The following is a 25,675-nucleotide window of genomic DNA, read 5'->3' as shown; positions in this document are numbered from 1 at the left end:
ATATGTCACAAGTGACTATGAAACAATTATTAGAAGCAGGGGTTCACTTCGGTCACCAAACCCGTCGTTGGAATCCTAAAATGGACCGTTACATTTTTACCGAACGTAATGGCATTTATATTATTGACTTACAACAAACTGTCAAATTATTAGACAAGGCTTACAACGTGGTTCGTGATATTGCTGCTAATGGTGGTAACATCTTATTTGTTGGGACCAAGAAGCAAGCACAACAAGCCATTGAAGAAGAAGCTTTACGTTGTGGTCAATACTACGTTAACCATCGTTGGTTAGGTGGTTTGTTAACTAACTGGGACACCATTCAAAAGAGTATCCAACGCATGCGTGATATTGATCGTATGGAAGAAGACGGTACTTTTGATGTTCTTCCTAAAAAAGAAGTTTCTGAATTAAATAAAGAACGTGAAAAATTAGAGAACAACCTTGGTGGTATGGCTGATATGCCAAGCTTACCAGATGCAATTTTTGTGGTTGACCCACGTAAGGAAGAAATTGCAGTTAACGAAGCTAAGAAATTAAACATTCCAATCATTGCTATGGTCGACACTAACTGTGACCCAGATGATATTGACTATGTCATCCCTTCAAACGATGACGCCATTCGTGCAATCCGCCTAATTGCAAGTACTTTAGCTGACGCTGTACTTGAAGGTAACCAAGGTGAAGATGACGAAGACGCAAGCGAAGAATTAGCAACAGACGAAGATTTAGAAAAAGTTGCTGCCCAGTTTGCTAGTGAAAACGAAGAAGCAGAAGCCCAAGAATAATCTAAATCGGTTGCAGTAAAACGCTAAAAATAGTAAGATATAAAAGAGTAGATAGCTATCTTCTTAGGTAACTCAAGCTTCAAGTAGCTTTTACTTATGAGATAGCTATTTTTTTGAAATGAATTCACTCTAGGAGGAAAATAAAATATGGCAATTAGTGCAAAGTTAGTTAAACAATTACGTGATCAAACTGGCGTGGGTATGATGGACGCTAAGAAGGCTCTTCAAGAAACTGATGGGGACATCGATAAGGCTGTCGACTACTTACGTGAATCTGGTCAAATGAAAGCTGCTAAAAAGGCGGATCGTGTTGCTGCTGAAGGTTTGGCAAAGATTTATATTGAAGGCAATACTGCAGCTATTTTAGAAGTAAATACTGAAACTGATTTTGCTGCAAAAAATGACAAATTCACTGAAATTATCGATGAAATTGGACATGCCTTAGTACAATATAAGCCACAAGATATGGAAGAAGCTAAGGGAAAAGTTGAAATTAACGGTGAATCCTTAGAAGATTACCTTACTCAAAAGACTGCGATTATTGGTGAACGGATTAACTTCCGTCGTTTCACTGTTTTTGAGAAAACTGATGACCAAGTATTCGGACAATACGTTCACATGGGTGGGAAAATTGCTACACTTGTTTTAGTAAATAGTTCTGATGACCAATTAGCTTTAAATCTTGCCTTACATGTTAGTGGGATTGCACCTAAATATGTTAGTGAAGAGCAAATTCCCCAAGAAGAACGTGATCATGAACGCGAAGTCTTGACTGAACAAGCTAAAAATGAAGGTAAGCCTGAAAAGATTATTGAAAAAATGGTTGAAGGTCGTATGCACAAATTCTATGCTGAAGTTTGCTTAAATGACCAAGACTACTTACTCGATGACAGCATGACTGTTAAAGAATTATTAGACAAAGAAGATGCTTCTGTAGAAGATTTCCGTCGCTACGCTGTTGGTGAAGGAATTGAAAGAAAAGAAGAAGATTTCGCAGCTGAAGTTCAAAGTCAAATGCGTTAATCATCCAGCAAATACTTTGTTGGAAAATACTAATAGGTTGGGTTAAGCCCAGCCTTTTTATTAGAAGGTTAAGGAGCGAATCATGTCTACAAAATATAAACGTATCGTTTTAAAATTGAGCGGGGAAGCCCTAGCAGGCGACAATAATTTTGGAATTGACCCTAAAACAATGAAAAAAATTGCCCAAGAACTCAAAGATGTCTACCAATTAGGGGTTGAAATAGCCATTGTCTGTGGTGGCGGCAACATCTGGCGGGGAAAAACGGGTGAAGAAATTGGTATGGAACGGGCCCAAGCAGATTATATGGGGATGCTAGCTACGATAATGAATGCCCTAGGCTTGCAAGATGCCTTAGAAAACCTGGAAGTGCCTACCCGGGTCCAAACTTCTATCGAGATGCGCCAAATTGCTGAACCTTATATTCGTCGCAAAGCCGTGCGCCATTTAGAAAAAGATCGGGTAGTCATCTTTGCTGGCGGAACAGGGAACCCATATTTCTCTACAGACACAGCTGCTGCTTTACGCGCTGCAGAAATTGAAGCGGACGTTATTTTAATGGCTAAAAATGGAGTAGACGGTGTTTATACAGCTGATCCAAAAGTCGATCAAAATGCAGAGAAATTCTCAGAACTTTCTCACACAGAAGTGATTACCAAGGGCTTACAGGTCATGGATGCAACAGCAAGTTCTTTGAGTATGGATAATGATATTCCGATTGTCGTCTTTAACCTTAACGAGCGTGGAAATATTCGTCGGGTTGTTGAAGGGGAAGAAATCGGAACAACGGTAAGGGGTTAGGATAATGGATATTAATAACTTGTTTACGGAAACAAAAAACCGTATGAAGAAGAGCGAGCAATCATTGCAAAATGAACTCGGCAAAATTCGTGCTGGTGTAGCCAATGCCAGTTTATTGAATGGTATCTATGTCGAATATTATGGGGTTGATACGCCTTTAAATCAAATCGCATCAATTACCATTCCAGAGCCAAGAATGTTAATGGTGACTCCATATGACCGGAGTGCCTTAGATAATATTGATCGTGCCATTCAAATGTCGGATATAGGTATAGCTCCTACTAATGATGGGGAAAAAATTCGTTTAGTCATTCCTGCGCTAACTCAGGAACGTCGTCAAGAACTGTCTAAGTTAGTTGGTCGTGATTTAGAAGACGCCAAAATTGCAATTCGAAACATTCGTCGTGATGCTAATGATACCATTAAGAAAGCAGAAAAAGACGGAGAAATCACTGAAGACGATGCTCGTCGTAATGAAAAGGAAGTCCAAAAAATTACTGATGAAGTAACTGAACGTTTGGAAAAAATTGCTAGCGATAAAGAAGATGAAATTTTAAATAGTTAATCATTACTTATTGCTTGAATTAGTGACTTTTTATTCCTTCTTTATATTTTAAAGAGGTGAATATTAAGTCACTTTTTCTTTTATTAAGCTCTGTTGTTAGCAATTAGAATCCAGCTAGATACTCTTAAGTAATTCTTCCCCGCTTTTTTCTTCTTACATGTTAAAATAGGTATTAATTTGAGAAATGCGATTTACAAAATTCCTGACTAATCGGTACAATATAACTAGTATTTATATTTTGAGGTGGAAACATTATGAACGAAACGCATCCTTTTGACCCTAATTTAGAAATTCCCCAGCATGTTGCAATTATCATGGATGGTAACGGCCGTTGGGCGAAGGAACGGGGCTTAAAGCGTACTGATGGACACCATGAGGGCCTAAAAGCCATTCGCCGCGTCGCTGTAGCGGCCAGTCAAATCGGTGTCAAGATATTAACTGTATATGCCTTTTCTACCGAAAATTGGAAACGTCCCCGTAGTGAAGTGTCTTATCTCATGAAGCTGCCTAATTTAATGGAAGCAGAACTCTTGCCCGAATTGATAGAGAATAATGTTCAGGTTAAAATTATGGGGAATAAAGGCTCAGTGCCTAAATACACTATCCAATCTATTGAAAATGCTATAGATAAGACTAAGGATAACACTGGCTTAATCCTCAATATTGCCTTTAATTATGGGAGTAGAGCTGAGATAGTTGAGGCGGTAAAGGAAATCGCCGGTGAAGTTAAATCTGGATATTTAAATCCTGACTCGATAGATGAAGACACGATTAGCCATCATCTCATGACCCAACAACTTGCACCCTATAATGACCCTGATTTTTTAATTCGCTCGAGTGGAGAAGTCCGGTTAAGTAATTATTTACTTTGGCAATTGGCCTATAGTGAAATGTATTTTATTGATACTAAGTGGCCTGATTTTGACAAAAAAATCTTTTTATCATGTATTGGCGAATACCAAAGCCGTCAAAGACGCTATGGGGGCCTAAAATAGAATGGATGTATGACTATGAAGACGCGTACGATTACTGCAATTATCGCTTTAGTAATTTTTATACCTTTCTTGCTTATTGGAGGAGGGTATTTTGAAGCTTTAGTTGTCTTGTTAGGAATCGTTAGTTTGAGTGAATTACTAAAAATGATGAATGTCCCGCTTTTTTCTTTTGAGGGGCTGGTTACCCAGTTGATGATGTTGGTCGTCATGCTTCCTGACCGGGTCCTATCTTTTATTCCCCATTCTCTAACGGTAATGGATCTCTTCTATGCTGGAATCATTTTTTGTTTATAGCCATGGTTTATTTTCCTGAACAGATGGATTTTAAGCGCCTATGTGCCTTAGCCGTTTCAGCCGTTTATGTAGGTATTGGTTATCATTATATGATTATGACACGACGGTTAGGACTTTTTGCTGTCATTTTTGCTTTTGGTATTATATGGTTTAATGACAGTTTTGCTTATCTAGCGGGTGTTCATTTTGGCCGCCATAAGTTAGCGCCTAAGATATCACCTAATAAAACCATCGAAGGCTCGATAGGTGGGATATTGGCAGGGATCATCTATAGTCTTTGCCTCAATTTTTTTGATGGTAGTTTGAAATTGCCTCTCTTTTCAGTGATTATCTTGGCGATTGCTCTTTGTCTCTTGGGGCAATTTGGCGACCTCATTGAATCTGCCATTAAACGCTACTTTAAAGTGAAAGATAGTGGAAAAATACTACCAGGGCACGGCGGCTTACTGGATAGATTTGATAGCCTACTGATTGTTCTACCAATGTTTCATTATTTAGTGGCATTTTTGTAGTAAGGAGTTTCTATGAAAGCAATTATCGTTTTTATTATTATATTCAGTGTTATCGTGATATTCCATGAATTTGGCCACTTTATCATGGCTAAACGGTCAGGGATTATGGTTCGTGAGTTTGCTATTGGTATGGGACCACGTATTTTTCATTATGAAGGAGAAGAAACCACTTATACCCTACGTCTTTTACCAATCGGTGGCTATGTGCGTATGGCTGGTCTTGAAGATATGGATGAAGTCATCGAACCAGGACGACAAATTAAAGTCGGCTTTAATGATGATCAAGTGATTGATTTAATTTGCTTAGACAGTAACGAGGAAGATATTGAAGCTCTACCATTGGAAGTGATGGATAGTGATTTGTCTGAGTCTGTGTATATTCATGGGGTCCCATTTGGTGAAACTGAATCTAAAAAATATTCTGTTAGCCCAGAAGCCTATATTTTGGAAGAAAATGGTAGCCTAGTGAAAATTGCTCCGCTTGACAAACAGTTCCAATCAGCCCCTTTAATTAACCGCCTGTTAACTAATATCATGGGGCCAATCAACAATTTTATTTTAGGTATCTTAGCCTTTATCCTTATCGCCTTTATTCAAGGCGGTGTTTATAGCAATGCTCCAATTTTAGGGGAGATGGTTGAGGACTCAGCTGCTCAAGAAGCGGGATTAGAAAGCGGAGACCGGGTCATTAAGATTAATGATGAGAAAATTGATAGCTTCACCGATATGCAAAAAATTGTCAGTCAACACCCGGGTCAAGAAGTCAATTTTACCGTTGAACGTGACCAAGAGCAAAAATCTATCGCTGTTCAAGTGGGAGCGGTCGAAACGGATAAAGGTCAAAACATCGGGCAAATCGGAGTACGTGCACCTCAAAATAAGTCCTTTGGGTCTAAGATCGCTTATGGATTTAAAGCGACCTGGGCGATTGTTGTTGGAATTATTAGCGCTATAGCTTCCATGGTCGTTAATGGTTTTGATATTAATAACTTTGGTGGTCCGGTTTATATGTACCAAGCGACCTCTCAAACTGTAGAAGTCGGCTTTATTGCTGTTCTACAATTAATGGCTTATTTGACTGTGAATTTAGGCATAGTCAACCTCCTGCCTTTCCCAGCCCTGGATGGGGGCAAGGCCTTCCTCAATATTATTGAAGCCATACGTGGGAAAGCTTTAAGTGTGCGGACAGAGGGAATTATTAATTTGATTGGTTTTGTCTTATTAATGGTCTTAATGATTGCCGTGACCTGGAATGATATCTTACGATTATTTTAAATAAAAAGAGAAGCCCTTTTGAGGGTTTCTTTATTTTGAAGGGAGAATGAAATGCTTTCTAACGAAGAGATGTTTCAAACTTTACTTAGGCAAATGCATTGGCAGAGTGATGATGAAAATATTAAGCAAGGGTCTATTGAAGAGGTGATTGTTCACCAAGTCTCTCGCTGCTATCAATTCAATATTCGTTTTCCAGAACGCTTACCTTTTTCTGCTTATCAACTTTTTTATGCCCAGTTAACCAATACTTTTCAAGCCATAGCCAAAGTAAAATTGAAAGTTATTATTAGTCAAGTAAGTACAGCTAGTGACCAAGAAGTGAGTGCTTATTGGCCGGTGATTTTGGAATGCTTGAATTTGTCAGATGGCATGGCTCAACAAGTTTTATATGCTAATCCTCCTAAAATTAACCAGGGGAAGATGTTCCTTTATGTAGAAAATGACCCCATTCGAGAATATGTTGAAACTAACTACGTCCAGGCGATCCTGGATTGCTATCAGCGCCACGGCTTCGATAAGCTAAGTCTCAAGGTTATTGTTGATCAAGACAGGGCGAATGAGCGGCAAGAGCAATACCAGTCTAGACGTCAAGCGCTAGAGAAGGAAGAACAAGAAAAAGCCAAGCTTGTCCAGGAGCGTAGTGAGCAAGCCCCTTCAAATGCTAAGCAAGTTAAATCTCCAGATCAAATTCGAATCGGTCGGTCTATTCCTAGTGACCAAGTTCAGATGATGAAAAGCTATACTGAAGAGCAGCGTCGTGCTGTAATGGAGGGTGTTGTTTTTGATGTTGAGATACGGGAATTAAGAACCGGGCGCTGCATTCTTGTCTTAAAAATGTCAGATTATACCTCGGCCTTTATTGTACAAAAATTCTCTAATACTGACGCTGATATTGCCATCTTCAATAGTATCAAGGAAGGTATGTGGCTACGTGTTCGAGGTGATATCCAAATGGATGACCGCTTTGCTAGAGACCTCGTTGTTAATGCACGTGACCTGGAAGCCATTGAAAAGGAACCACGTCAAGATACCATGCCGGAAGATCAAAAACGAGTAGAGCTTCACTTACACACGAATATGAGTGCCCTGGATGCTACGAATTCTGTGACTGACTTTGTCAAGCAAGCGGCCGCATGGGGGCACAAAGCTATCGCTGTTACTGACCATGGTAATGTCCAGGCTTTTCCTGAAGCTAGTCAAGCAGCTAAAGACACTGGGGTCAAGCTGATTTATGGTATGGAAGCCTATGTCGTTGATGATGGAGTCCCTATTGCCTATAATCCCGGCCACGTTGAATTAGAAAATGCGACTTATGTTATTTTTGACGTGGAGACGACCGGATTATCGGCAGTTTATAACACGATTATTGAAATAGGTGCGGTAAAAATGCATAAAGGAAATGTGGTCGGAGAATTTTCTGAGTTCTTAAATCCTGGCCATCACTTATCTAGTTTTACCACCGAATTGACAGGCATTACCGACAGTATGGTAGCTAATGCCCGTCCTGAACCCGAAGTGATGCAGGATTTCTTGGACTTCTGTCAAGGAACGATTTTAGTCGCTCATAATGCCAGCTTTGACGTTGGCTTTATTGATGCTGCCTATCAAAGAAATGGCTTACCTACCATAGAAAATCCAGTGATTGATACCTTGGAACTAGCTCGCTACCTTTACCCCCATTTGAAATCTTTCCGTTTAAACACCTTGTCCAAGCATTTTAACGTCTCTCTAGAACACCACCACCGGGCGATTTACGATGCGACTTCAACGGGTGCTTTAGCATGGATTTTTGTTAAGGAAGCCAAAGAATCTCATGATATGGTTTACCATGATCAGTTGAACCGTGATATAGGTCAAGGAGATGCCTATAAAAAGGGACGCCCCTTCCATGCGACCATCTTAGCCAAAAATCAAAAGGGGCTTAAGGACTTATTTAAATTAGTGAGTGCCTCTAATGTTGACTATTTTCACCGGGTTCCGCGTATTCCTCGCTCGCTCCTAAAGGAACACCGTGAGCATCTATTGATTGGTTCCGCTTGTTCAGAAGGAGAAGTCTTTACTGCTGCCATGCAGAAAGGAAAGGAAACCGCTAAGAAATTTGCTGAGTTTTACGATTACCTTGAAATTCAACCCAAAGCATCTTATGAGCCTCTTTTACGTAATCAAGATATTATCAATAATGAGGCTTTAGAAAATATCATTAACGATTTAGTGGACATTGGAGATGAACTTGGTATTACAGTGGTAGCCACAGGAGATGCGCATTATCTTAATCCCGAAGATAAAATTTACCGAGAAATCTTGATCAATTCGATAAAATCTAACCGCTCTAAATATTTTCCTAGAGCCCATTTCAGGACGACCAAAGAAATGCTCGATGATTTTGCCTTTTTGGGAGAAGAGAAAGCCTTTGAATTAGTCGTCACTAATTCTAATGCCATAGCTGATTCTATTGAATTTGTGGAACCTATTCACGATAAGTTGTATACACCCCATATCGATGGTGCTGAAGAGTCCATTCGTAATGATGCTTTTACTAAGGCTCATGAAATTTACGGGGAGAATTTACCTGAACTGATTGAAGAAAGATTAGAACGGGAATTGGACAGTATTATTGGTAACGGTTTTGCGGTGATCTATTACATTGCGCAAAAGTTAGTGTGGAAATCGAATGAGGATGGCTATATTGTTGGTTCTCGGGGTTCGGTGGGCTCTTCCTTTGCTGCCACCATGCTAGGTATCACTGAAGTTAATCCCCTTCCTCCACACTATGTCTGTCTGAACTGCCATTACAGTCATTTCTATACCCATGGCGAAATTGGATCTGGTTTTGACTTAGAAGATAAGGATTGTCCCGAATGTGGTCAGCCATTGTCTAAGGATGGTCATGATATTCCTTTTGAAACCTTCTTAGGTTTTAATGGAGACAAGGTTCCTGATATCGATCTTAACTTCTCCGGAGAATATCAAGCTCAAGCCCACAACTATACTAAGGTCCTTTTTGGGGAGGACCACGTTTATAAAGCCGGAACCATCTCTACTGTTGCTGATAAGACCGCTTTTGGCTATGTTTTAGGTTATGATCGAGATCATAATTTAAACTTAAGGCAAACCGAAAAAGATTTTCTCGCCAAAGGGGCTACCGGGGTAAAACGGACAACTGGACAACACCCGGGTGGGATTATCGTTATTCCAGAAAACATGGATGTTTATGATTTTACCCCGATCCAATATCCTGCCGATGAGCAAACTGCTGATTGGCGGACCACCCACTTTGATTTCCATTCCATTCATGACAATGTCTTGAAATTAGACTGTTTGGGTCACGATGATCCTACGGTTATTCGTAAATTACAGGATCTGTCGGGAATTGAGCCGACAGATATTCCAATGGACGATCCCGAAGTTTATAAACTATTTAATGGAACCGAATCCCTTGGGGTGTCTCCAGAGCAAATTTTTTCCAAAACCGGAACCCTGGGGATTCCTGAATTTGGTACGCCATTCGTTAGACAGATGCTAGAAGCGACTCACCCCAGCACTTTTGCCGAATTACTACAAATTTCCGGTCTATCTCATGGTACGGATGTTTGGCTGGGGAATGCGGAAACTTTGGTTAGTGAAAAGGGCATGGAATTAAAGGATGTTATTGGTTGTCGGGACGACATTATGATGGACTTGATTCATATGGGAGTTCCTAAGAGCGATTCCTTCCAAATTATGGAAAAGGTAAGAAAGGGAAAGGGGCTGTCACCTGAACACCAAGCGATCATGAAAGAGCATGAGGTACCAGAATGGTACATGGATTCCTGCCAAAAAATTAAGTATATGTTTCCTAAAGCCCATGCGGCTGCTTATGTGATTAATGCCTTACGAGTAGCTTGGTTCAAAGTGCACCATCCTATTTGGTACTATTGTGCCTATCTCAGTGTCAGGGCTGAAGATTTTGATTTGAAAGCCATGGCAGGAGGTTTAGAATCGAACAAGGACCGCCTTAAAGAGATAAAGGCTAAGGGGAATGATGCTAGTGCCAAAGAAAAGGCCCTACAAATTGTGCTAGAATTAGTCAATGAAATGTGGGAACGTGGTTTGAAATTTAAGATGGTTGATTTAGAAAAATCAGATGCCAAAGACTTTGTTATCGAAGGAGAGGATACCTTAATTGCACCATTTCGTGCCGTTTCAGGACTAGGTGTCAGTGTGGCTCAACAGGTCGTTAAAGCCAGAGAAGAGTCTCCCTTCTTATCAAAAGAAGATCTGAAGATCCGTGGTAAGGTCAGCCAATCAGTTATCGATCATTTAGATGAGTGCAATGCACTGAACGGCTTACCGGAAGAAAATCAATTGTCCCTATTTGATTTTTAAAAGAGATAAACAATTGAAAGGCGTAATACTTAACAAGGCTGTTATTTTCGACAGCCTTGTTTTATTATATTGTATCTTCTATCTTTTCTAGTAGGGAGCCTTTTACTAGCTAATCGCTAGATTGCTATGTTACGATCAAAGTAAACTTATTTTTATTTGTTCATATTCACTTTTAAAGTGACTGAATCTTTTGAAGAGAGGAGCTGTTATGATGCAAGAAATGATTATTACCATTGTTGACCATAAATATGGTCGCGATGTAATCAAAACTGCCCGGGAAGCGGGAGCTGTCGGAGCTACTGTCGTTAAGGGACGTGGAGCGGGTTATAAAGATTATGAAGCCGCTTTTGATGTCACCATCGAAGAAGAAAAAGATATTGTCTTAATGGTGGTAGATAGTGAAAAGGTAAGTGCCATTTCCCAGGCTATTGTTGAGAAAATGAACCTGAGATCACCAAATTCAGGAATTACCTTTTCTTTACCTGTCAATAATACGACTGGATTATTACGTGAAATTGAATAAAATCTGAAAGAAAGGAGAGCGTCTATGGATGTTTTAATTGATAGTTTTAAAGAAACAGCTTACTCGGTATTACCTGTGGTGGCTATTGTATTAGTGCTATCATTTTTTGTGGTTGATGTGCCAGCTAATATGTTGCTCGCTTTTATTATCGGGGCCATTTTACTCATGTTAGGATTGACGATTTTTTTAACTGGTATTGATGTGGGGATGACCCCAATTGGGAACCACTTAGGGCACTATGTTGCCGGAAATAGTTCGGTTAAGGTTATTGCAGTGATCAGTTTTATTATTGGTTTTGCAGTGACTATCGCTGAACCAGACTTATTAATACTGGGACTACAAATTCAAGAAGCGACTTCAGGCGCCTTAAGCCAGCAATTAGTCGTCTTATCAGTCTCTATTGGTGTGGGGATCATGATTGCATTTGGAGTATTTCGACTCTTGAAACGAATTGCTTTAAAGCATTTCTTTGCACTTGTTTACGGGGTTATATTAATATTAGCTATTTTTTCTGAAGACTCTAACATTGCCATGGGATTTGATGCTTCTGGGGCGACAACAGGAGCATTAACCACTCCCTTTATTTTAGCCTTGTCAGGTTCCCTTGCCCAAAGGATGGGGGGAAAAGATGCTGAAGACAACGCCTTTGGTCTTGTTGGCGCCATGAGTACTGGGCCAATCTTAGCGACCCTTTTATTGATTCTATTATCGCAAAGTAATATTCAACCGGCTGAATCGGTGGTTGAACCGACGCAAAATGTGTTTTATGCCATTGTATCCAGTTTTCTACCGACTCTAGTTGAATCGATCATTGCCCTTATCCCGATTGTTCTCTTGTTTATCTATATGAACTGGAAACATTTCCAACTTGATAAAGAAGAATTGATGGATATTTTTAAAGGAATTATTTATACGGTGATTGGTTTAACTATTTTCCTAGTTGGTGTCCATGAAGGTTTCATGGATATGGGGAAATTCCTTGGCCAGGCCATGGCTGAAAGAGGAAATCTATGGTTAATTATTACTGGATTTATTCTTGGCTTAGTTGTTGTCCTCGCTGAGCCTGCTGTCCATGTCTTGGGAGATCAAGTCGAGGATGTCACGGGTGGATATATTCCTAATAAAATCCTTATGATTGCGCTATCCATAGGGGTGGCTTTAGCAGTCGGTTTATCCATGTTACGGATTTCCAGTGACCAGTTAATGGTCTGGCACTTCCTCTTACCTGGTTTTGCCTTGGCAATACTCTTGTCTTACCAAGTCCCTAATCTATTTACTGGGATCGCCTTTGATGCTGGTGGGGTAGCCTCTGGTCCGATGACAGCTACTTTTATTTTAGCCTTTGCCCAAGGAGCAGCTGACTATCTTCCCAATGCAAATGCATTAGATGCCTTTGGTGTGATTGCTTTTGTTGCTATGATTCCAGTGATCATGGTAGAATTACTCGGATTAATATTTAAGATTCAAACAAAGACAAGTGATTAAGTATAAGCGCTAATGGAGAAAGGGGAATAAAAGTGAATAAAGAACCGGTTTTATTTTTAGCCATTGTTAAAGAAGGGATGGCTAGCCGTTTATTGAAGCGTGCCAAACAAGCTGGTGCATCAGGTGGAACGATTATTAGAGCCTATGGGACTGTTCAAAGCAACTTATTGCGGTCCTTGGGTTTACAAGGAGCTGAACGTGAAATCTTTTTAACCATTGTTCCAAAAGAAAAAGAAGCGGATATTCATGCCCATTTAGAAGATGCCCTGAAATTAAAGAAAAAGGGGACAGGTGTCCTATTCTCTTTTGATGTGTCTTCTTATTTAGGAAATCAAAACCATAGCTATCTCTTTAATGAGGCAGATCAGGAAAACAAAGACCAGCTCCTGGTAACCATAGTACAAAGGGATTTAGCTGATCAAGTGGTTGATGCTGCCCGTGATGAAGGAGCTAAGGGAGCGACAATTTTACATGGTCGTGGAAGTGGTGCCCATGAAAAATCCACCATTTTTTCCATTCAAATTGAACCCGAAAAAGAAATTGTTTGGATGGTTCTTCCCGCTAATAAAATTAAACAAGTTACAGATAATATTTCAGAGACAATGAAAATTACGGAGCCAGGCCATGGTCTAATTTTTTCCTTGCCGATCTCAAGTGTCAGTGGCTTAATAGGTCAGGGCAAAAAAGCCTAGCTATTGCTAGTTAATGAAAAATATGCTAATATAAAAGTGTTGTATAGGAAAGGAAGGAGTGAGCGCTAGCGCTCACTCTTTTTCATGAGTAGAAAGTGAGGGAAGTATGGCTAAAGTTACTGACCAAGTGAAAGCATTAATTGAAGCTGATATTAATGAAATGGGATATCAATTATTTGATATTACTTTTTCCAAAGAGGGTAAGGATTGGTATTTACGCATCTACATCGATAATAATGACGGCATAACGATCGCTGATTGTGTCAAAGCGAGCGAAAAGATTTCTGAAATCTTAGACAATGTCGAAGACGACCCTATTCCCCAAGCTTACTACCTAGAAGTGTCTTCTCCTGGAGCGGAACGTCCTTTGAATAATGATAATGCCATCCAACAAGCGATCGGTAAATGGGTTCATTTAAATTTTTATCATGAAATTGATGGTAGCAAATTTGTTGAAGGACGCCTTTTAGAAGCTAGTGAACAATACTTTACTTTAGAAGTAAAAGATAAGACCCGACGTTTAGTTCAAGACTTTCCGCGTAAAAGCGTGTCTTTAATTCGTTTGGCAATAGAATTTTAAAGAGGGATAGAAATGAGCAAACAATTAATTCAAGCCTTTGAAATGTTAGAACAAGAAAAAGGTATATCAAAGGATACCATTATAGATGCTGTGCAATCAGCATTGGTCTTTGCTTACAAGCGAAATTTTGACCAGGCACAAAATGTCGAAGTTGTTTTCGATGATAAAAAAGGAAGTTTCCACGTTTATTCTGTAAAAGAAGTGGTGGAAACCGTGATGGACTCTAATTTAGAAGTTTCCCTAGAGGATGCCTTGGAAATCAATCGGGGTTACGAAATTGGCGATAAAATTCGCTGTGAAGTCACACCAGAAGATTTTGGGCGTATTGCAGCACAAACAGCCAAGCAGGTCATCACCCAACGTTTACGTGAAGCAGAACGTGAAATCATTTATGAAGAATTTATCGATTATGAAGATGACTTGTTAACGGGAACAGTGGAAAGACAAGACCGGCGTTATATCTATGTGAATTTAGGCAAAATTGAGGCAGTTTTAACCCCTGAGGGACAAATTCCTGGAGAATATTTCCAACCCCATGATCGTATCCAAGTTTATGTGGAAAGGGTTGAAAATACCACAAAGGGACCTCAAATTTACGTGAGTCGTACTCATCCAAATATGCTAAAACGCTTATTTGAGCAAGAAGTTCCCGAAATTTACGATGGGACCGTTGAAATTCGCTCAATTGCTAGAGAAGCAGGCGATCGGTCTAAGCTAGCTGTTTATTCTAATGACCCTAATGTGGATCCGGTGGGAACCTGTGTGGGGCCTAGAGGTAGCCGAGTGCAAACAGTGGTTAATGAACTGAAGGGCGAAAATATGGATATTATCGAATGGGATGAGGATCCTGCGGTTCTCATTGCCAATGCTTTAAATCCTGCTGATGTTCTCGCTGTTCACTTTGTCCCTAATGAACAGGCTTGTGTAGTCGTTGTTCCAGATAATCATTTGTCTTTAGCCATCGGTAAGCGAGGGCAAAACGCTCGTCTAGCAGCTAAGTTAACGGGTTATAAGATTGATATTAAGTCTGAAACCGAGTATGAAGACTATCAAGATTCTGAAGAATACAAAGAAACATTTTTACAAGATCAAAATCTTGAAGCTGAGAGTGAAGAAGTCGAAAGCCTCTTAAACGATGTTAACGTAGAGGAAGAACTCATGAGTGATCCGGCTGCCTTAGCCTCTGATTCTCTTGTTAGTGAGGAAACTGATCCTTTATTATCAGAAGTCTCCGCAGATGACCAAGCTGGTTTCGAAAATTACGATGAAGAAAATATCCATCCTGATGATATGGAAGAAATTGTTTCAGATGTTGAAGAATCCGATGAAGTGACTTATGATGAATTGTTGGATGAAGGTCAAGATCTTGAAAAAGAATAGAGGGGATATTTATGAAAAAGCGCAAAATACCGATGCGTCGGTGTGTGGTGTCTAATGAGCAATTTCCCAAAAAAGAGTTAATTCGGGTTGTCCGTACACCAGAGGGCGAAGTTGCTATTGACCCGAGTGGGAAAATGAATGGACGAGGTGCCTATGTAGCGACCGACCCTGACTTAGTTCAAAAGGCATGGGATAAGCACATACTCGATAAGCACTTGGAAGTTAGTATTGATGACGATTTTTATAGTGAATTAAAGGATTACGCTGATCATATGAAAGCTAGAAAAGAGCTATATGGCAATGAATAAGCGCTTAAATCTTTTAGGCCTTGCCCAGGTTGCCGGCGGTTTGATCAGTGGAGAAAGCAGTGTTATTGAAGCTGTTCAAAACGGTAAGGCACTTCACGTCATCGCAGCGACAGATTTAAGTGAGCGTTCATTAAAAACTATTAAGAACAAATGTGATTTTTACCAAGTTCCCTTGAGTTTAGAATTTACCCAAGCAGAGATAAGCCAAGCCCTCGGTAAGAAGCGGTCAGTTTGCGCTTTTACTAACCAAGGCTTTGCTAAAAAATTTAATTGATTGTGTTTCAAGTGATATTTCTTATAGGAGAGAACAAATCATGAAGCGATAAGATTAAGGAAGGTGATGACATGTCAAAAAAACGTGTCTATGAATATGCAAAAGAAAAAATATTTCTAGTAAGGAGTTATTAGCTAGTGCTAAAAAGGCTGGATTATCCTACACTAGCCATATGTCTTCGATGACTGATGAAGATATCCAAACCATGGAAAAGTATTTTGCAAAGGAAAAAAGTCAGCCTAAGCAAAAAGAGTCTAGCCAAGAGAAACAAGGCAATAAGCAATCTCAGTCTGAAAAAGCTGGTAAAAAACAAGAAAAGCATAATAAAAACAAAGGCGAGAAAAAACCAGCGAATAAGCAAGAAGAAAAAGGTCAAGACCATAAAAAGAATGACGGTCAATCCGGCAAAAATAGCCAATCAAATACCAATAAAAAGGCCAATAAGAAGAACAATAAAAAGAATCGCCGTAAAAATAACAAACAATCAAAATATGAGGACAAGCATTTAAAACATAATCAACGTAAAAAAGTCCAACATAATAATTCTTCGGCTCCTAGCCGCAAGAAAAAAGAAAGTCCAGAAAAAATTGAATTTACTGATGGCATGACCGTTGCTGAGTTAGCTAAAAAAATCAAACGGTCTCCAGCTGATATTATTAAGAGTTTGATGATGCTTGGTGTCATGGCCAACCAAAACCAAGCTTTAGATTCAGATACTATTCAATTAATTTTAGCTGAATATGGCATTGAAGCTGAAGAAAAGGTTATCATTGATCCTACTGACTTCGATCATTATTTTGAAGAGGCTAAAGAAGAAAAAGCGGATAATTTAAAAGAACGCCCAGCCGTTGTAACCATTATGGGTCACGTTGACCACGGGAAAACTACCTTACTAGATTACTTAAGACACGCTAACGTGGTTGAAGGGGAAGCTGGTGGCATTACCCAACATATTGGAGCCTACCAAGTCCATGCTAATGACAAAGAAATTACCTTCTTAGATACTCCGGGGCACGCGGCCTTCACTACCATGCGTTCACGTGGAGCTGACGTTACCGATATTGTCGTCATTGTTGTAGCAGCTGATGACGGCGTTATGCCACAAACTGTTGAAGCAATTAACCATGCTAAGGCAGCCGAAGTCCCTATTATCGTAGCAGTTAATAAAATTGATAAACCACAGGCCAACCCTGACCGCGTTAAACAAGAATTAACCGAATATGAGTTGATTCCAGAAGAATGGGGTGGCGATACCATTTTTGTTAATATTTCAGCCAAGTTTGGTGAAAATATCGATGAATTACTTGAAATGATTCTCTTAGTGGCTGAAGTTGAAGAACTAAAAGCCAATCCTAATCGCAACGCCCTTGGTTCTGTGATTGAAGCGGAATTAGATGCCCATCGTGGTGCCGTAGCGACTATTTTGGTTCAAGAAGGGACTTTACACCAAGGAGACGCTATTGTTGTAGGAGACACTTATGGACGGGTTCGTACCATGACTAACGACCAAGGTCGTCGGATTAAGTCAGCAGGTCCTTCAACGCCTATTGAAATTACCGGCCTACAAGAAGCTCCTCAGGCAGGCGACCGTTTTGTGGTTTTTGATGATGAAAAGACTGCCAGAAATATTGGTGAACGTCGTGCCCAACAAGCTCAAGAATTACGTCGCCATCAAACCCATAAGGTGACTCTTGATAACTTGTTTGATACCATTAAAGAAGGCGAAATGAAGACCGTTAACATTATTATTAAGGCCGATGTTCAAGGTTCTGTTGAAGCGATTGCCTCCAGTATGAAGAAAATTGATGTTGAAGGCGTTAAAGTTGATATTATTCATGGTGCTGTCGGTGCCATTAACGAGAGTGATGTATCCTTAGCGGCAGCTTCCAATGCAGTTATTATTGGTTTCAATGTCAGACCAACGCCAACAGCTAAAACCCAAGCCCAAGAAGAAGAAGTTGAAATTCGTCTTCATAACGTGATCTACAACGCGCTTCAAGAAGTTGAGGATGCAATGAAAGGTCAGTTAGACCCAGAATATAAAGAAGAAATTACGGGTTATGTAACCATTCGGGAAACCTACCATGTTTCTAAGTTAGGAACCATCGGTGGAGGTTATGTCACGGATGGATATATCGAAAGAAACAGTAAAATTCGCTTAATTCGCGATAATATTGTTATTTACGAAGGGCAATTATCTTCCCTACGCCGTTTTCAAGATGATGTTAAACAAGTTAATAAAGGCTATGAATGTGGGTTGATGATTGAAGACTATAATGATATTAAAGTGGACGATCAAATCGAAGCCTACCATATGGTAGAAGTGAAGCGTTAATATTTAACAAGGAGGGATTTTATGTCTACGAATCGACGTGTAGAGCGAGTTAGCCAAGAAATCTTACGTGAAGTTAACTCGATTCTGCGCAAAGAAGTTAAAGATCCTCGTGTCAAAAATATTACCATTACTGATGTTGATTTAACTGGTGATTTACAAAACGCTACCATCTATTATTCCACCTTATCCGATTCACAAAGTGAACATGAAAAAGTGCAAAAGGGACTTGATAAGGTCAGTGGCTTAGTACGTTCGTTGTTAGGTCAACGCTTACGTATCTATAAGACACCAGAAGTTGTCTTTAAGCGGGATGAATCGATCGAATATGGTCAACGTATTGACCAGTTATTGGCTCAGTTAAATAAAGAAGATTAATATTTCAGAAGCGAGTGTGACAAGCGCGTCAAAGAGCAAGATCGCTGGAAGAAAAATGTGTCAAAATTTTACCACCATTTTCTGAAGTAGCCGCTTGTCCAGAGCTTGAAACACATTTTGAAAAGAGGCTGTGTATCTGTAGGCCTCTTTTTCTTTTAAACTGAAACTTAGAAATGAAATTTTAATAAAAGACTAGCCGAGTGGATTAAGAAATCAGAGCTTATTTTGAAATAATGATCAAGATCGATCAAAATAATAGATCGATTAAAAAAATAATCTCTAAGATTACCCTTATATAAGTCTTTTCGTTCTATTATTTATAAAATAAAATTTTAAATTTAGAAATATAAACTTATGTTTTAAATTAAGAGTTGACTTTACCTTAAAAATTGTTTAATATTACTTCAACAGCTTAAGAAAGGAGCATGTGATCATGTCAGTTAAATATCTTATCAACCAGAGCGCATGCTCTACTTATCAAAATGTACGATTTTACTTTAGCTATTTTAGATAGCGTTTGTACTATGAAACATCATAGATACAAACGTCAAACTCAAGTTTGTATCTATGATGGCTAAGGATCTTAAGCGTGTCTAGCCCTCATAGAATGGATAAATTCTAAATGGGCTATACCACTATTAATATATGCTATTATTCAGCCCATTTAGTTTTTTCCAAACTAGGTGGGCTTTTTTTATACCTTTTAGGGGAGTGATAGTATGGAAGGTCCGTTTAACAGTCAGAAAAATAGAAAGTTAACCCTTATATATAGAATGATGGAGGAAAAATGATGAAAAAATATTTACGTTATCTCACAGCAGGTTTATTAACATGTACATTAGCAGCTTGTTCCAATCAAGGTAATGAAAGCAGTACTGAAAAGGTCGATGTGGGTATTATCCAATATATGGAACACGATTCCCTACAAAGAGCTAAAGAAGGTTTCCAAGATAGCCTGAAAGAGGCTGGTTATGAAGAAGGAAAGAATTTAGCGATTGAATTCCATAACTCCCAAGGGGACCAGTCAAACTTGCAAAGTATTACCCAACAATTAAAAGGGAAAAAGGACTTGATTTTAAGTATTGCTACACCAGCTGCACAAGCTATGCTCAATACTGATAAGGAGACCCCACAATTATTTACAGCAGTAACTGATCCGGTCAGTGCTAAATTAGTTGAGAGTATGGAAAAACCCGGTAAAAATATGACCGGTACCAGTGATATGGCTCCAGTTGGTGATGTCGTCGACTTATTATTAAAGGCTGATCCAAGTATTAAAACAATTGGGATCTTATATAACTCAAGTGAAGTAAATTCAGAAGTGCAATATGAACAAGCCAAGGAATATATCGAATCCAAGGGCTTAAAGGTCGAAAGTATGACAGTGACCTCAACTAATGAAGTCCAACAAGCGACAAAAATCTTAGCAGAAAAAGTAGATGGTATCTACCTCCCAACCGATAATACCATTGCTAACACCATTCAAACAATTGGCAAAGTTTTAATGGAAACTAAGACACCATCCGTAGCCGCTTTCGATGCTGCTATCGAGGGTTCCTTATGTGCCTATGGGGTGGACTTCTACAAATTAGGACAACAAACTGGGAAAATGGCAGTAGATATTCTGAAGGAAAATAAAAACCTAAAGACATTCCAGTAGAAAGTTCTAAGGACCTAGTTGTTAAGGTGAATGATGAAATGGCTGCTGCTTTGGGAATGGATAGTGAAGAATTAAAGGCGCGTTTAAAAGAATAATTTAAATGTTATTCATTAAGTTAAATAAAAATGAAAGATAAATAGCCAGACCAGGCATATTAGAAGAGGTGCAAGAAGAATGGATTTATTGATATCTAGTGTTTCGCAAGGAATGATGTGGTCTATCCTGGCCATAGGGGTATATATTACTTTTAGAATCTTAGGCTTAGCCGACTTATCAGCTGAGGGGAGTTTCCCCTTAGGCGCGGCTGTCTGTGCTAAATTATTAGTCAATCAGGTATCCCCTTTATTAGCGTTTCTAGCAGCACTTCTAGCAGGCGCTTTGGCTGGCTTTCTAACCGGTTTCATGACCACTAAGATGAAAATACCGGCCCTCTTGGCAGGGATCTTAACTATGACCGGACTTTACTCCATTAACTTAAGAGTCATGGGGCAAGCCAATACTCCCTTACTAGGAGAAAAAACCTTGTTAACTTCAATAGAGAACTTAGGTATATCGACAACATGGTCACCATTTTTACTAGGCTTATTAACCGTCATGGTTATCATTTTAGGACTTGTGATTTTTATGGGAACTGAGTACGGATTAGCTTTAATTGCAACTGGTGATAATGCTTTAATGGCAGAAGCTAACGGGATTCGGACGGACCACGTGCAATTAGTGGGTTACATGATTTCTAATGCCTTGATTGCTCTATCAGGGGCTTTAATCGCTCAGTATAACGGCTATGCTGACTTATCAATGGGAACCGGAACCATCGTCATTGGTCTAGCTGCCATTGTGATTGGCGAAGTTTTATTAAGCCAAGTAAAATTACCAAGTCGTTTATTTTCAATAATTTTGGGTGCGATTATCTATCGAGTAATTATCGACTTAATCATGAAATATATTCCGATTTTACCAAGTGATATCAAGATACTATCCGCCATAGTATTGGCAATTATCCTATGGGGCCCACAAGTAGAATGGAAGACTAAGAAAAGCGCTCGCTTAAATGATTAAAGGAAGGAAAATAATCATGAATGAATTAGTTCAATTAAAGAATTTAAATAAGGTATTTCAAACGCAATCGAGTAAACCCCATCAAGTCATTAAAAATTTAAATCTCTCCATTAAGGATAACGATTTTATCAGTGTCATTGGCAGTAACGGCGCCGGAAAATCAACCATGATGAATCTTATTGCCGGAACGATTCCCTTAAGCTCGGGGCAGATTTATTTAGAAGACCGTGAAATTTCTGCTTTACCAGCTTATAAACGTGCAAAAATGATTAGTCGGGTCTTCCAAGACCCACAAATGGGTACAGCCAAATCCTTAAGCGTGGAAGAAAACTTAGCCATTGCTTATAAGCGAGGACACAAGCGCAGCTTTCAAATATCTATTACAAAAGATATGCGTGAAGAATTCCGTGCTCGTCTAAGCACCTTAGCTATGGGCTTAGAAAACCGCATGCAAGAACGGGTAAGCTACTTATCGGGGGGACAGCGCCAAGTGTTAACCTTACTGATGGCTGTCTTACAAACGCCAAAACTATTACTTCTTGACGAGCATACGGCTGCCTTAGATCCGCGCACAAGTGCAATGGTAATGTCTTTAACCCAAGACTTGGTCAGCGAGTATCAATTGACTACCTTAATGATCACCCATGATATGAATGATGCGCTAGCTTATGGCAATCGTTTAATCATGCTTCATGACGGTCAAGTAGTGGTTGATATCTCTGGAGAAGAGAAAGAAAATTGTAGCATTGACGACTTACTACAACTTTTCCATCATAATGTAGGTGAAAGTCTTAATAATGATGAGTTATTACTAGCTAACTAAGCAAAGCCAAATTCTTTTAATGAAAGCGCTTTTTAGGTATACTGAAATTAAATTTTTAACTGTATTTTGAGATGAAAGGGAGATAACAATGGATATTAAAAACCTTAAACTTGAAAAGCGTTATCAATTGTTAATTAATGGTGAATGGACTAATGGCAGCGGTCAAGAGACGATTGAAGATTATAGCCCGGCAAATGGCGAAAAATTAGCTGAAATTACCGATGCTACTGAGGAAGATGTCAATCAAGCTGTTGCAGCTGCCCGCCAAGCCTTTCCTAAGTGGGGCAGAACGGATGTCAAAGAAAGAGCTAAAATTCTTAATCAAATTGCTGATGTTATCGAAGATAACCAAGAGCGTCTGGCTCTAATTGAAACCATGGACAACGGTAAGCCGATTCGAGAAACAGCAGGGGCTGATATTCCTTTAGCAGCTGACCATTTTCGTTACTTTGCTAGTGTTATCCGTAGCGAAGAAGATCACTTTAAAATGCTTGACGACAATACCTTATCCATGGTTCTCCGGGAACCAATTGGCGTTGTCGGCCAGATTATTCCTTGGAACTTTCCCTTTTTAATGGCAGCTTGGAAAATAGCGCCAGCCTTAGCAGCAGGGGATACTATTGTATTAAAACCCTCCTCTTCCACTTCTCTAAGCATCCTAGAGTTAGCTAAGTTAATTAATGATCTCTTACCTAAGGGGGTTTTAAATATCATCACTGGAAGTGGATCAAAGAGTGGGGAATACCTCCAACACCACCCAGATATTGATAAAATTGCCTTTACTGGATCAACTTCGGTTGGCCGCCAAGTAGGAATTTCAGCTGCTGAAAACCTCATCCCAGCAACCTTGGAATTAGGTGGAAAATCGGCCAATATTTTCTTTGAAGATATGGATATGGAACAAGCCCTAGAAGGAGCTCAATTGGGTATCTTATTCAATCAAGGGGAAGTGTGCTCAGCAGGTTCACGAATTTTAGTGCAAGAATCGATCTATGATGAATTTATCGGTCGCTTAAAAGAAGAATTTAAAAAGGTGAAAGTTGGTTTGCCTTGGGAAAAAGACACTCAACTTGGTGCCCAAGCTAGTCAGGCTCAACATCAAAAGGTGAGCGAATATATTCAAGTGGCTTTAGATGAAGGAGCTGAAATTATAAGCGGTGGCCATTCAGCATCAGAAGGAGACCTTGAAAAGGGCTATTATTTTGAACCTACTTTATTATTAGCAGACAATAGTATGCGGGTGGCTCAAGAAGAAATTTTTGGTCCCGTTGCTACTGTGATTAAATTCAAAGATGTTGAAGATGCCATCCGTATTGCTAATGATAGTGATTATGGTTTAGCAGGCGGTGTTTTCACTAAAAACTTAGACACAGCCTTTAAGGTAGCTCGTGGAGTAAGAACAGGACGAATTTGGATTAATACCTATAATAGCTTTGAAGCTGGGGCACCATTTGGAGGCTACAAAGATTCAGGGATTGGTCGAGAAACCCACAAAATGATTCTTAATGCCTATACCCAAGCGAAAAATATCTATATTAATTTAGCTGATGGCAGATCAGGAATGTATTAATTATTGGATCAGTTGATCTCTGAAGAGCTAGAAAAGCTAATTAAATAGTAAAACAACAAGGACTAGAAGTGCGACTTCACTTGGTTAAAGAGACAAGTTGTAGCACTTCTAGTCTTTTTTTCTTTGCATCTTAAAGGTGAAATATCCCTAAGTCTCTAGAAAATTTGTTATAATAAAAAACGTGATGGAGAGGGAGGTTTTTATGCTAATTGAGCATGCTTTGGAAAAATATTTTGGCTATAAAACGTTTCGCCCCGGACAAAAGGAACTCATTGAGAGTATTCTAGCTGGTCGCGATAGTTTGGGGATTTTACCCACTGGCGGAGGCAAATCAATTTGCTATCAATTACCTGCTTTAATCTTACCTGGTATTACTTTAGTAATCTCTCCTTTAATCTCATTAATGAAGGACCAAGTAGATAGTCTTAATGAACACGGAATTCATAGTGTCTATCTCAACTCCAGTCAATCCAGTGAGGATTATTTTGCTGTCCTGGATAGGATCCATTCTGGACAAGTCAAGCTGATTTATGTATCACCAGAAAGGTTAAAGAGCGAGTCTTTTCTACAATTAGCTAATGACTTACCCTTAGATCAAATAGCTATTGATGAAGCCCACTGTGTTTCCCAATGGGGACACGACTTTAGAGCCTCTTACCGAGAGATTGCTAACTTTATTGACCAGTTAAGTCATCGACCGGTTGTGAGTGCCTTTACAGCCACAGCTACCAATCGGGTTCAACAGGATATTATTCATCAATTGGCTCTTGAGAATCCCTATGTCCTCATTAATTCCTTTGATCGTCCCAATCTGACTTTTGAGGTTATGGAACCAGAATCAAAGAAGAAGACTGTAATTGATTTAATAGATAAAGAAGAAGCAGCTATCATTTATGCTTCTTCTCGAAAAACTGTTGACCGTTTGAGTGAATGGTTAAGAGACCAAGGACTTCCGGTGAGCGCTTATCATGCGGGAATGAGCCCAGCGGATCGTATGGCTTCGCAAAATGACTTCATCTATGAGCGTACTAATATTATTGTGGCAACCAATGCCTTTGGGATGGGAATTGATAAACCTGATGTTCGGCAGGTGATCCATTACAACTTGCCCACTAATTTAGAGAGTTACTACCAAGAAGCAGGCCGGGCAGGCAGAGACGGCTTGCCGGCTAGAGCCATTCTTCTCTACAGCCCCAAGGATATCTTGACCGCAAAATTTTTAATTAGTCAAAGCAATGATCCCACTAGTGAAGGTCGTTTAAATGATATGATTAATTATGCAACGACCTCTTCCTGCTTGAGACAACACATTTTAGCCTACTTCGGTCAGGAAGCTCCTGACCATTGCCAAAATTGCTCCAATTGTTTGCAGCAAGTGAAAAAGGTTGATGTCAGCCGAGAAGGACAAATGATCCTCTCTTGTATTGTTAGAATGGCTTATCCTTATGGCATGACCCTAGTCACAGATGTCTTAAAAGGGAAAAAACTTCAAAAAATTAAAGACAAACATTTTGACCAATTATCAACCTACGCTTTGTTAAAAGATATGAATGAGCAAACCATTAAGAATATTATTTCTCAATTAATTTCTGAAGGGGCCTTGGCGGTTAATGAATATAAGGGACTTAGCCTTACGGAAAAGGCGCTCCCAATTCTAAAAGGAAATAAGTGCCTTTATATTAAAGAATCTGCCTATATTCGATCAGAAAATAAAACGAAGACTAGTCAGAAAGCTCAATCACTGACTGATCATTTATCGCCAGAAGATGAAGAATTATTTGAAGCACTTCGTGAATTACGCTATAGTTTAGCTAGTGAAGAAAATGTTCCTGCCTATATTATCTTTAATAACCAGAGTCTCCTTGATATGGTGGAAATAAAGCCTAAGAACTATCAGGAATTTCTTGATATTAGCGGAGTAGGCCCAGTAAAGGCAGATAAATATGCAGATGACTTCTGTCAGTTAATTGAAGATTTTGTAAGTATTAAATAATA

23 protein-coding genes are annotated in these 25,675 nt (G+C 39.4%); all 23 read left to right on the top strand.

The window, feature by feature from the left end; translation table 11 throughout:
- The first annotated feature begins 2 nt into the window (after positions 1 to 2).
- The 23 genes from rpsB to recQ all read left to right on the top strand — a co-directional run bounded on the left by rpsB (position 3) and on the right by recQ (position 25,673).
- Positions 3 to 788, top strand: coding sequence for a 30S ribosomal protein S2 (gene rpsB, locus HMPREF9243_RS05480; protein WP_013668623.1), 786 nt, complete (start codon positions 3 to 5; stop codon positions 786 to 788).
- 147 nt (positions 789 to 935) lie between these two features.
- A complete protein-coding gene (tsf, locus tag HMPREF9243_RS05475; RefSeq protein ID WP_013669351.1) occupies positions 936 to 1,811 on the top strand; it encodes a translation elongation factor Ts in 876 nt (291 codons plus the stop codon).
- Positions 1,812 to 1,893: 82 nt separating this feature from the next.
- Entirely contained in the window at positions 1,894 to 2,610 is a 717-nt protein-coding gene (gene pyrH / locus HMPREF9243_RS05470) for a UMP kinase (protein WP_013669226.1), read from the top strand.
- A 4-nt stretch (positions 2,611 to 2,614) separates the two neighbouring features.
- The gene (gene frr, locus HMPREF9243_RS05465; RefSeq protein ID WP_013669985.1) at positions 2,615 to 3,175 is read left to right on the top strand and encodes a ribosome recycling factor; all 561 of its coding nucleotides are present in this window, start codon (positions 2,615 to 2,617) and stop codon (positions 3,173 to 3,175) included.
- 254 nt (positions 3,176 to 3,429) lie between these two features.
- Complete coding sequence (locus HMPREF9243_RS05460; RefSeq protein WP_013669651.1) at positions 3,430 to 4,170, top strand: isoprenyl transferase; 741 nt, start codon at positions 3,430 to 3,432, stop codon at positions 4,168 to 4,170.
- A 15-nt stretch (positions 4,171 to 4,185) separates the two neighbouring features.
- Entirely contained in the window at positions 4,186 to 4,464 is a 279-nt protein-coding gene (locus HMPREF9243_RS10860) for a phosphatidate cytidylyltransferase (protein WP_269208268.1), read from the top strand.
- Positions 4,455 to 4,976, top strand: coding sequence for a phosphatidate cytidylyltransferase (locus HMPREF9243_RS05455; protein WP_269208267.1), 522 nt, complete (start codon positions 4,455 to 4,457; stop codon positions 4,974 to 4,976). The genes HMPREF9243_RS10860 and HMPREF9243_RS05455 overlap by 10 nt, the downstream gene beginning before the upstream one ends.
- A gap of 12 nt (positions 4,977 to 4,988) precedes the next feature.
- Positions 4,989 to 6,251, top strand: coding sequence for an RIP metalloprotease RseP (rseP, locus tag HMPREF9243_RS05450; protein ID WP_013669763.1), 1,263 nt, complete (start codon positions 4,989 to 4,991; stop codon positions 6,249 to 6,251).
- Positions 6,252 to 6,302: 51 nt separating this feature from the next.
- Positions 6,303 to 10,616, top strand: coding sequence for a PolC-type DNA polymerase III (locus tag HMPREF9243_RS05445; RefSeq protein ID WP_013669983.1), 4,314 nt, complete (start codon positions 6,303 to 6,305; stop codon positions 10,614 to 10,616).
- Between the two features lie 208 nt (positions 10,617 to 10,824).
- Positions 10,825 to 11,139 (top strand): P-II family nitrogen regulator, encoded by a 315-nt coding sequence (locus tag HMPREF9243_RS05440; protein WP_013669256.1) that lies wholly within the window; start codon positions 10,825 to 10,827, stop codon positions 11,137 to 11,139.
- A 24-nt stretch (positions 11,140 to 11,163) separates the two neighbouring features.
- Positions 11,164 to 12,624, top strand: a complete 1,461-nt coding sequence (locus tag HMPREF9243_RS05435; RefSeq protein ID WP_013668871.1) for a DUF1538 domain-containing protein — start codon at positions 11,164 to 11,166, stop codon at positions 12,622 to 12,624.
- Between the two features lie 32 nt (positions 12,625 to 12,656).
- On the top strand, positions 12,657 to 13,316 hold the full coding sequence (locus HMPREF9243_RS05430) for a P-II family nitrogen regulator (RefSeq protein WP_013669398.1): 660 nt from the start codon (positions 12,657 to 12,659) through the stop codon (positions 13,314 to 13,316).
- Positions 13,317 to 13,422: 106 nt separating this feature from the next.
- Entirely contained in the window at positions 13,423 to 13,896 is a 474-nt protein-coding gene (gene rimP, locus HMPREF9243_RS05425) for a ribosome maturation factor RimP (RefSeq protein WP_013668712.1), read from the top strand.
- 12 nt (positions 13,897 to 13,908) lie between these two features.
- The gene (nusA, locus tag HMPREF9243_RS05420; protein ID WP_013669656.1) at positions 13,909 to 15,276 is read left to right on the top strand and encodes a transcription termination factor NusA; all 1,368 of its coding nucleotides are present in this window, start codon (positions 13,909 to 13,911) and stop codon (positions 15,274 to 15,276) included.
- Positions 15,277 to 15,287: 11 nt separating this feature from the next.
- Positions 15,288 to 15,584: an RNase P modulator RnpM gene (gene rnpM, locus HMPREF9243_RS05415; RefSeq protein ID WP_013668631.1), complete on the top strand. Its 297-nt coding sequence runs from the start codon at positions 15,288 to 15,290 to the stop codon at positions 15,582 to 15,584.
- Positions 15,577 to 15,858, top strand: coding sequence for a ribosomal L7Ae/L30e/S12e/Gadd45 family protein (locus tag HMPREF9243_RS05410; RefSeq protein ID WP_013669204.1), 282 nt, complete (start codon positions 15,577 to 15,579; stop codon positions 15,856 to 15,858). The genes rnpM and HMPREF9243_RS05410 overlap by 8 nt, the downstream gene beginning before the upstream one ends.
- Before the next feature lie 181 nt (positions 15,859 to 16,039).
- Positions 16,040 to 18,193 carry a translation initiation factor IF-2 gene (gene infB / locus HMPREF9243_RS05405; protein ID WP_395994313.1) on the top strand — a complete coding sequence of 718 codons (2,154 nt, stop codon included), beginning with the start codon at positions 16,040 to 16,042 and terminating at the stop codon, positions 18,191 to 18,193.
- A gap of 21 nt (positions 18,194 to 18,214) precedes the next feature.
- Positions 18,215 to 18,568, top strand: a complete 354-nt coding sequence (gene rbfA, locus HMPREF9243_RS05400; protein WP_013669767.1) for a 30S ribosome-binding factor RbfA — start codon at positions 18,215 to 18,217, stop codon at positions 18,566 to 18,568.
- A gap of 790 nt (positions 18,569 to 19,358) precedes the next feature.
- Positions 19,359 to 20,228 (top strand): ABC transporter substrate binding protein, encoded by an 870-nt coding sequence (locus tag HMPREF9243_RS05395; protein WP_395994312.1) that lies wholly within the window; start codon positions 19,359 to 19,361, stop codon positions 20,226 to 20,228.
- A 174-nt stretch (positions 20,229 to 20,402) separates the two neighbouring features.
- Positions 20,403 to 21,287, top strand: a complete 885-nt coding sequence (locus tag HMPREF9243_RS05390) for an ABC transporter permease (protein WP_013669563.1) — start codon at positions 20,403 to 20,405, stop codon at positions 21,285 to 21,287.
- A 16-nt stretch (positions 21,288 to 21,303) separates the two neighbouring features.
- Entirely contained in the window at positions 21,304 to 22,110 is an 807-nt protein-coding gene (locus HMPREF9243_RS05385) for an ABC transporter ATP-binding protein (RefSeq protein WP_013668822.1), read from the top strand.
- Positions 22,111 to 22,198: 88 nt separating this feature from the next.
- Positions 22,199 to 23,680 carry an aldehyde dehydrogenase family protein gene (locus tag HMPREF9243_RS05380; RefSeq protein ID WP_013668772.1) on the top strand — a complete coding sequence of 494 codons (1,482 nt, stop codon included), beginning with the start codon at positions 22,199 to 22,201 and terminating at the stop codon, positions 23,678 to 23,680.
- A gap of 202 nt (positions 23,681 to 23,882) precedes the next feature.
- Positions 23,883 to 25,673 (top strand): DNA helicase RecQ, encoded by a 1,791-nt coding sequence (gene recQ, locus HMPREF9243_RS05375; protein ID WP_013669366.1) that lies wholly within the window; start codon positions 23,883 to 23,885, stop codon positions 25,671 to 25,673.
- Positions 25,674 to 25,675 lie beyond the last annotated feature (2 nt).

It is taken from the genome of Aerococcus sp. Group 1 (assembly GCF_000193205.1).
Classification (GTDB): Bacteria; Bacillota; Bacilli; order Lactobacillales; family Aerococcaceae; genus Aerococcus; species Aerococcus urinae_A.
The sequence above is the reverse complement of the archived record's forward strand: the minus strand, read 5'-3'. Positions and strand labels throughout refer to the sequence as shown.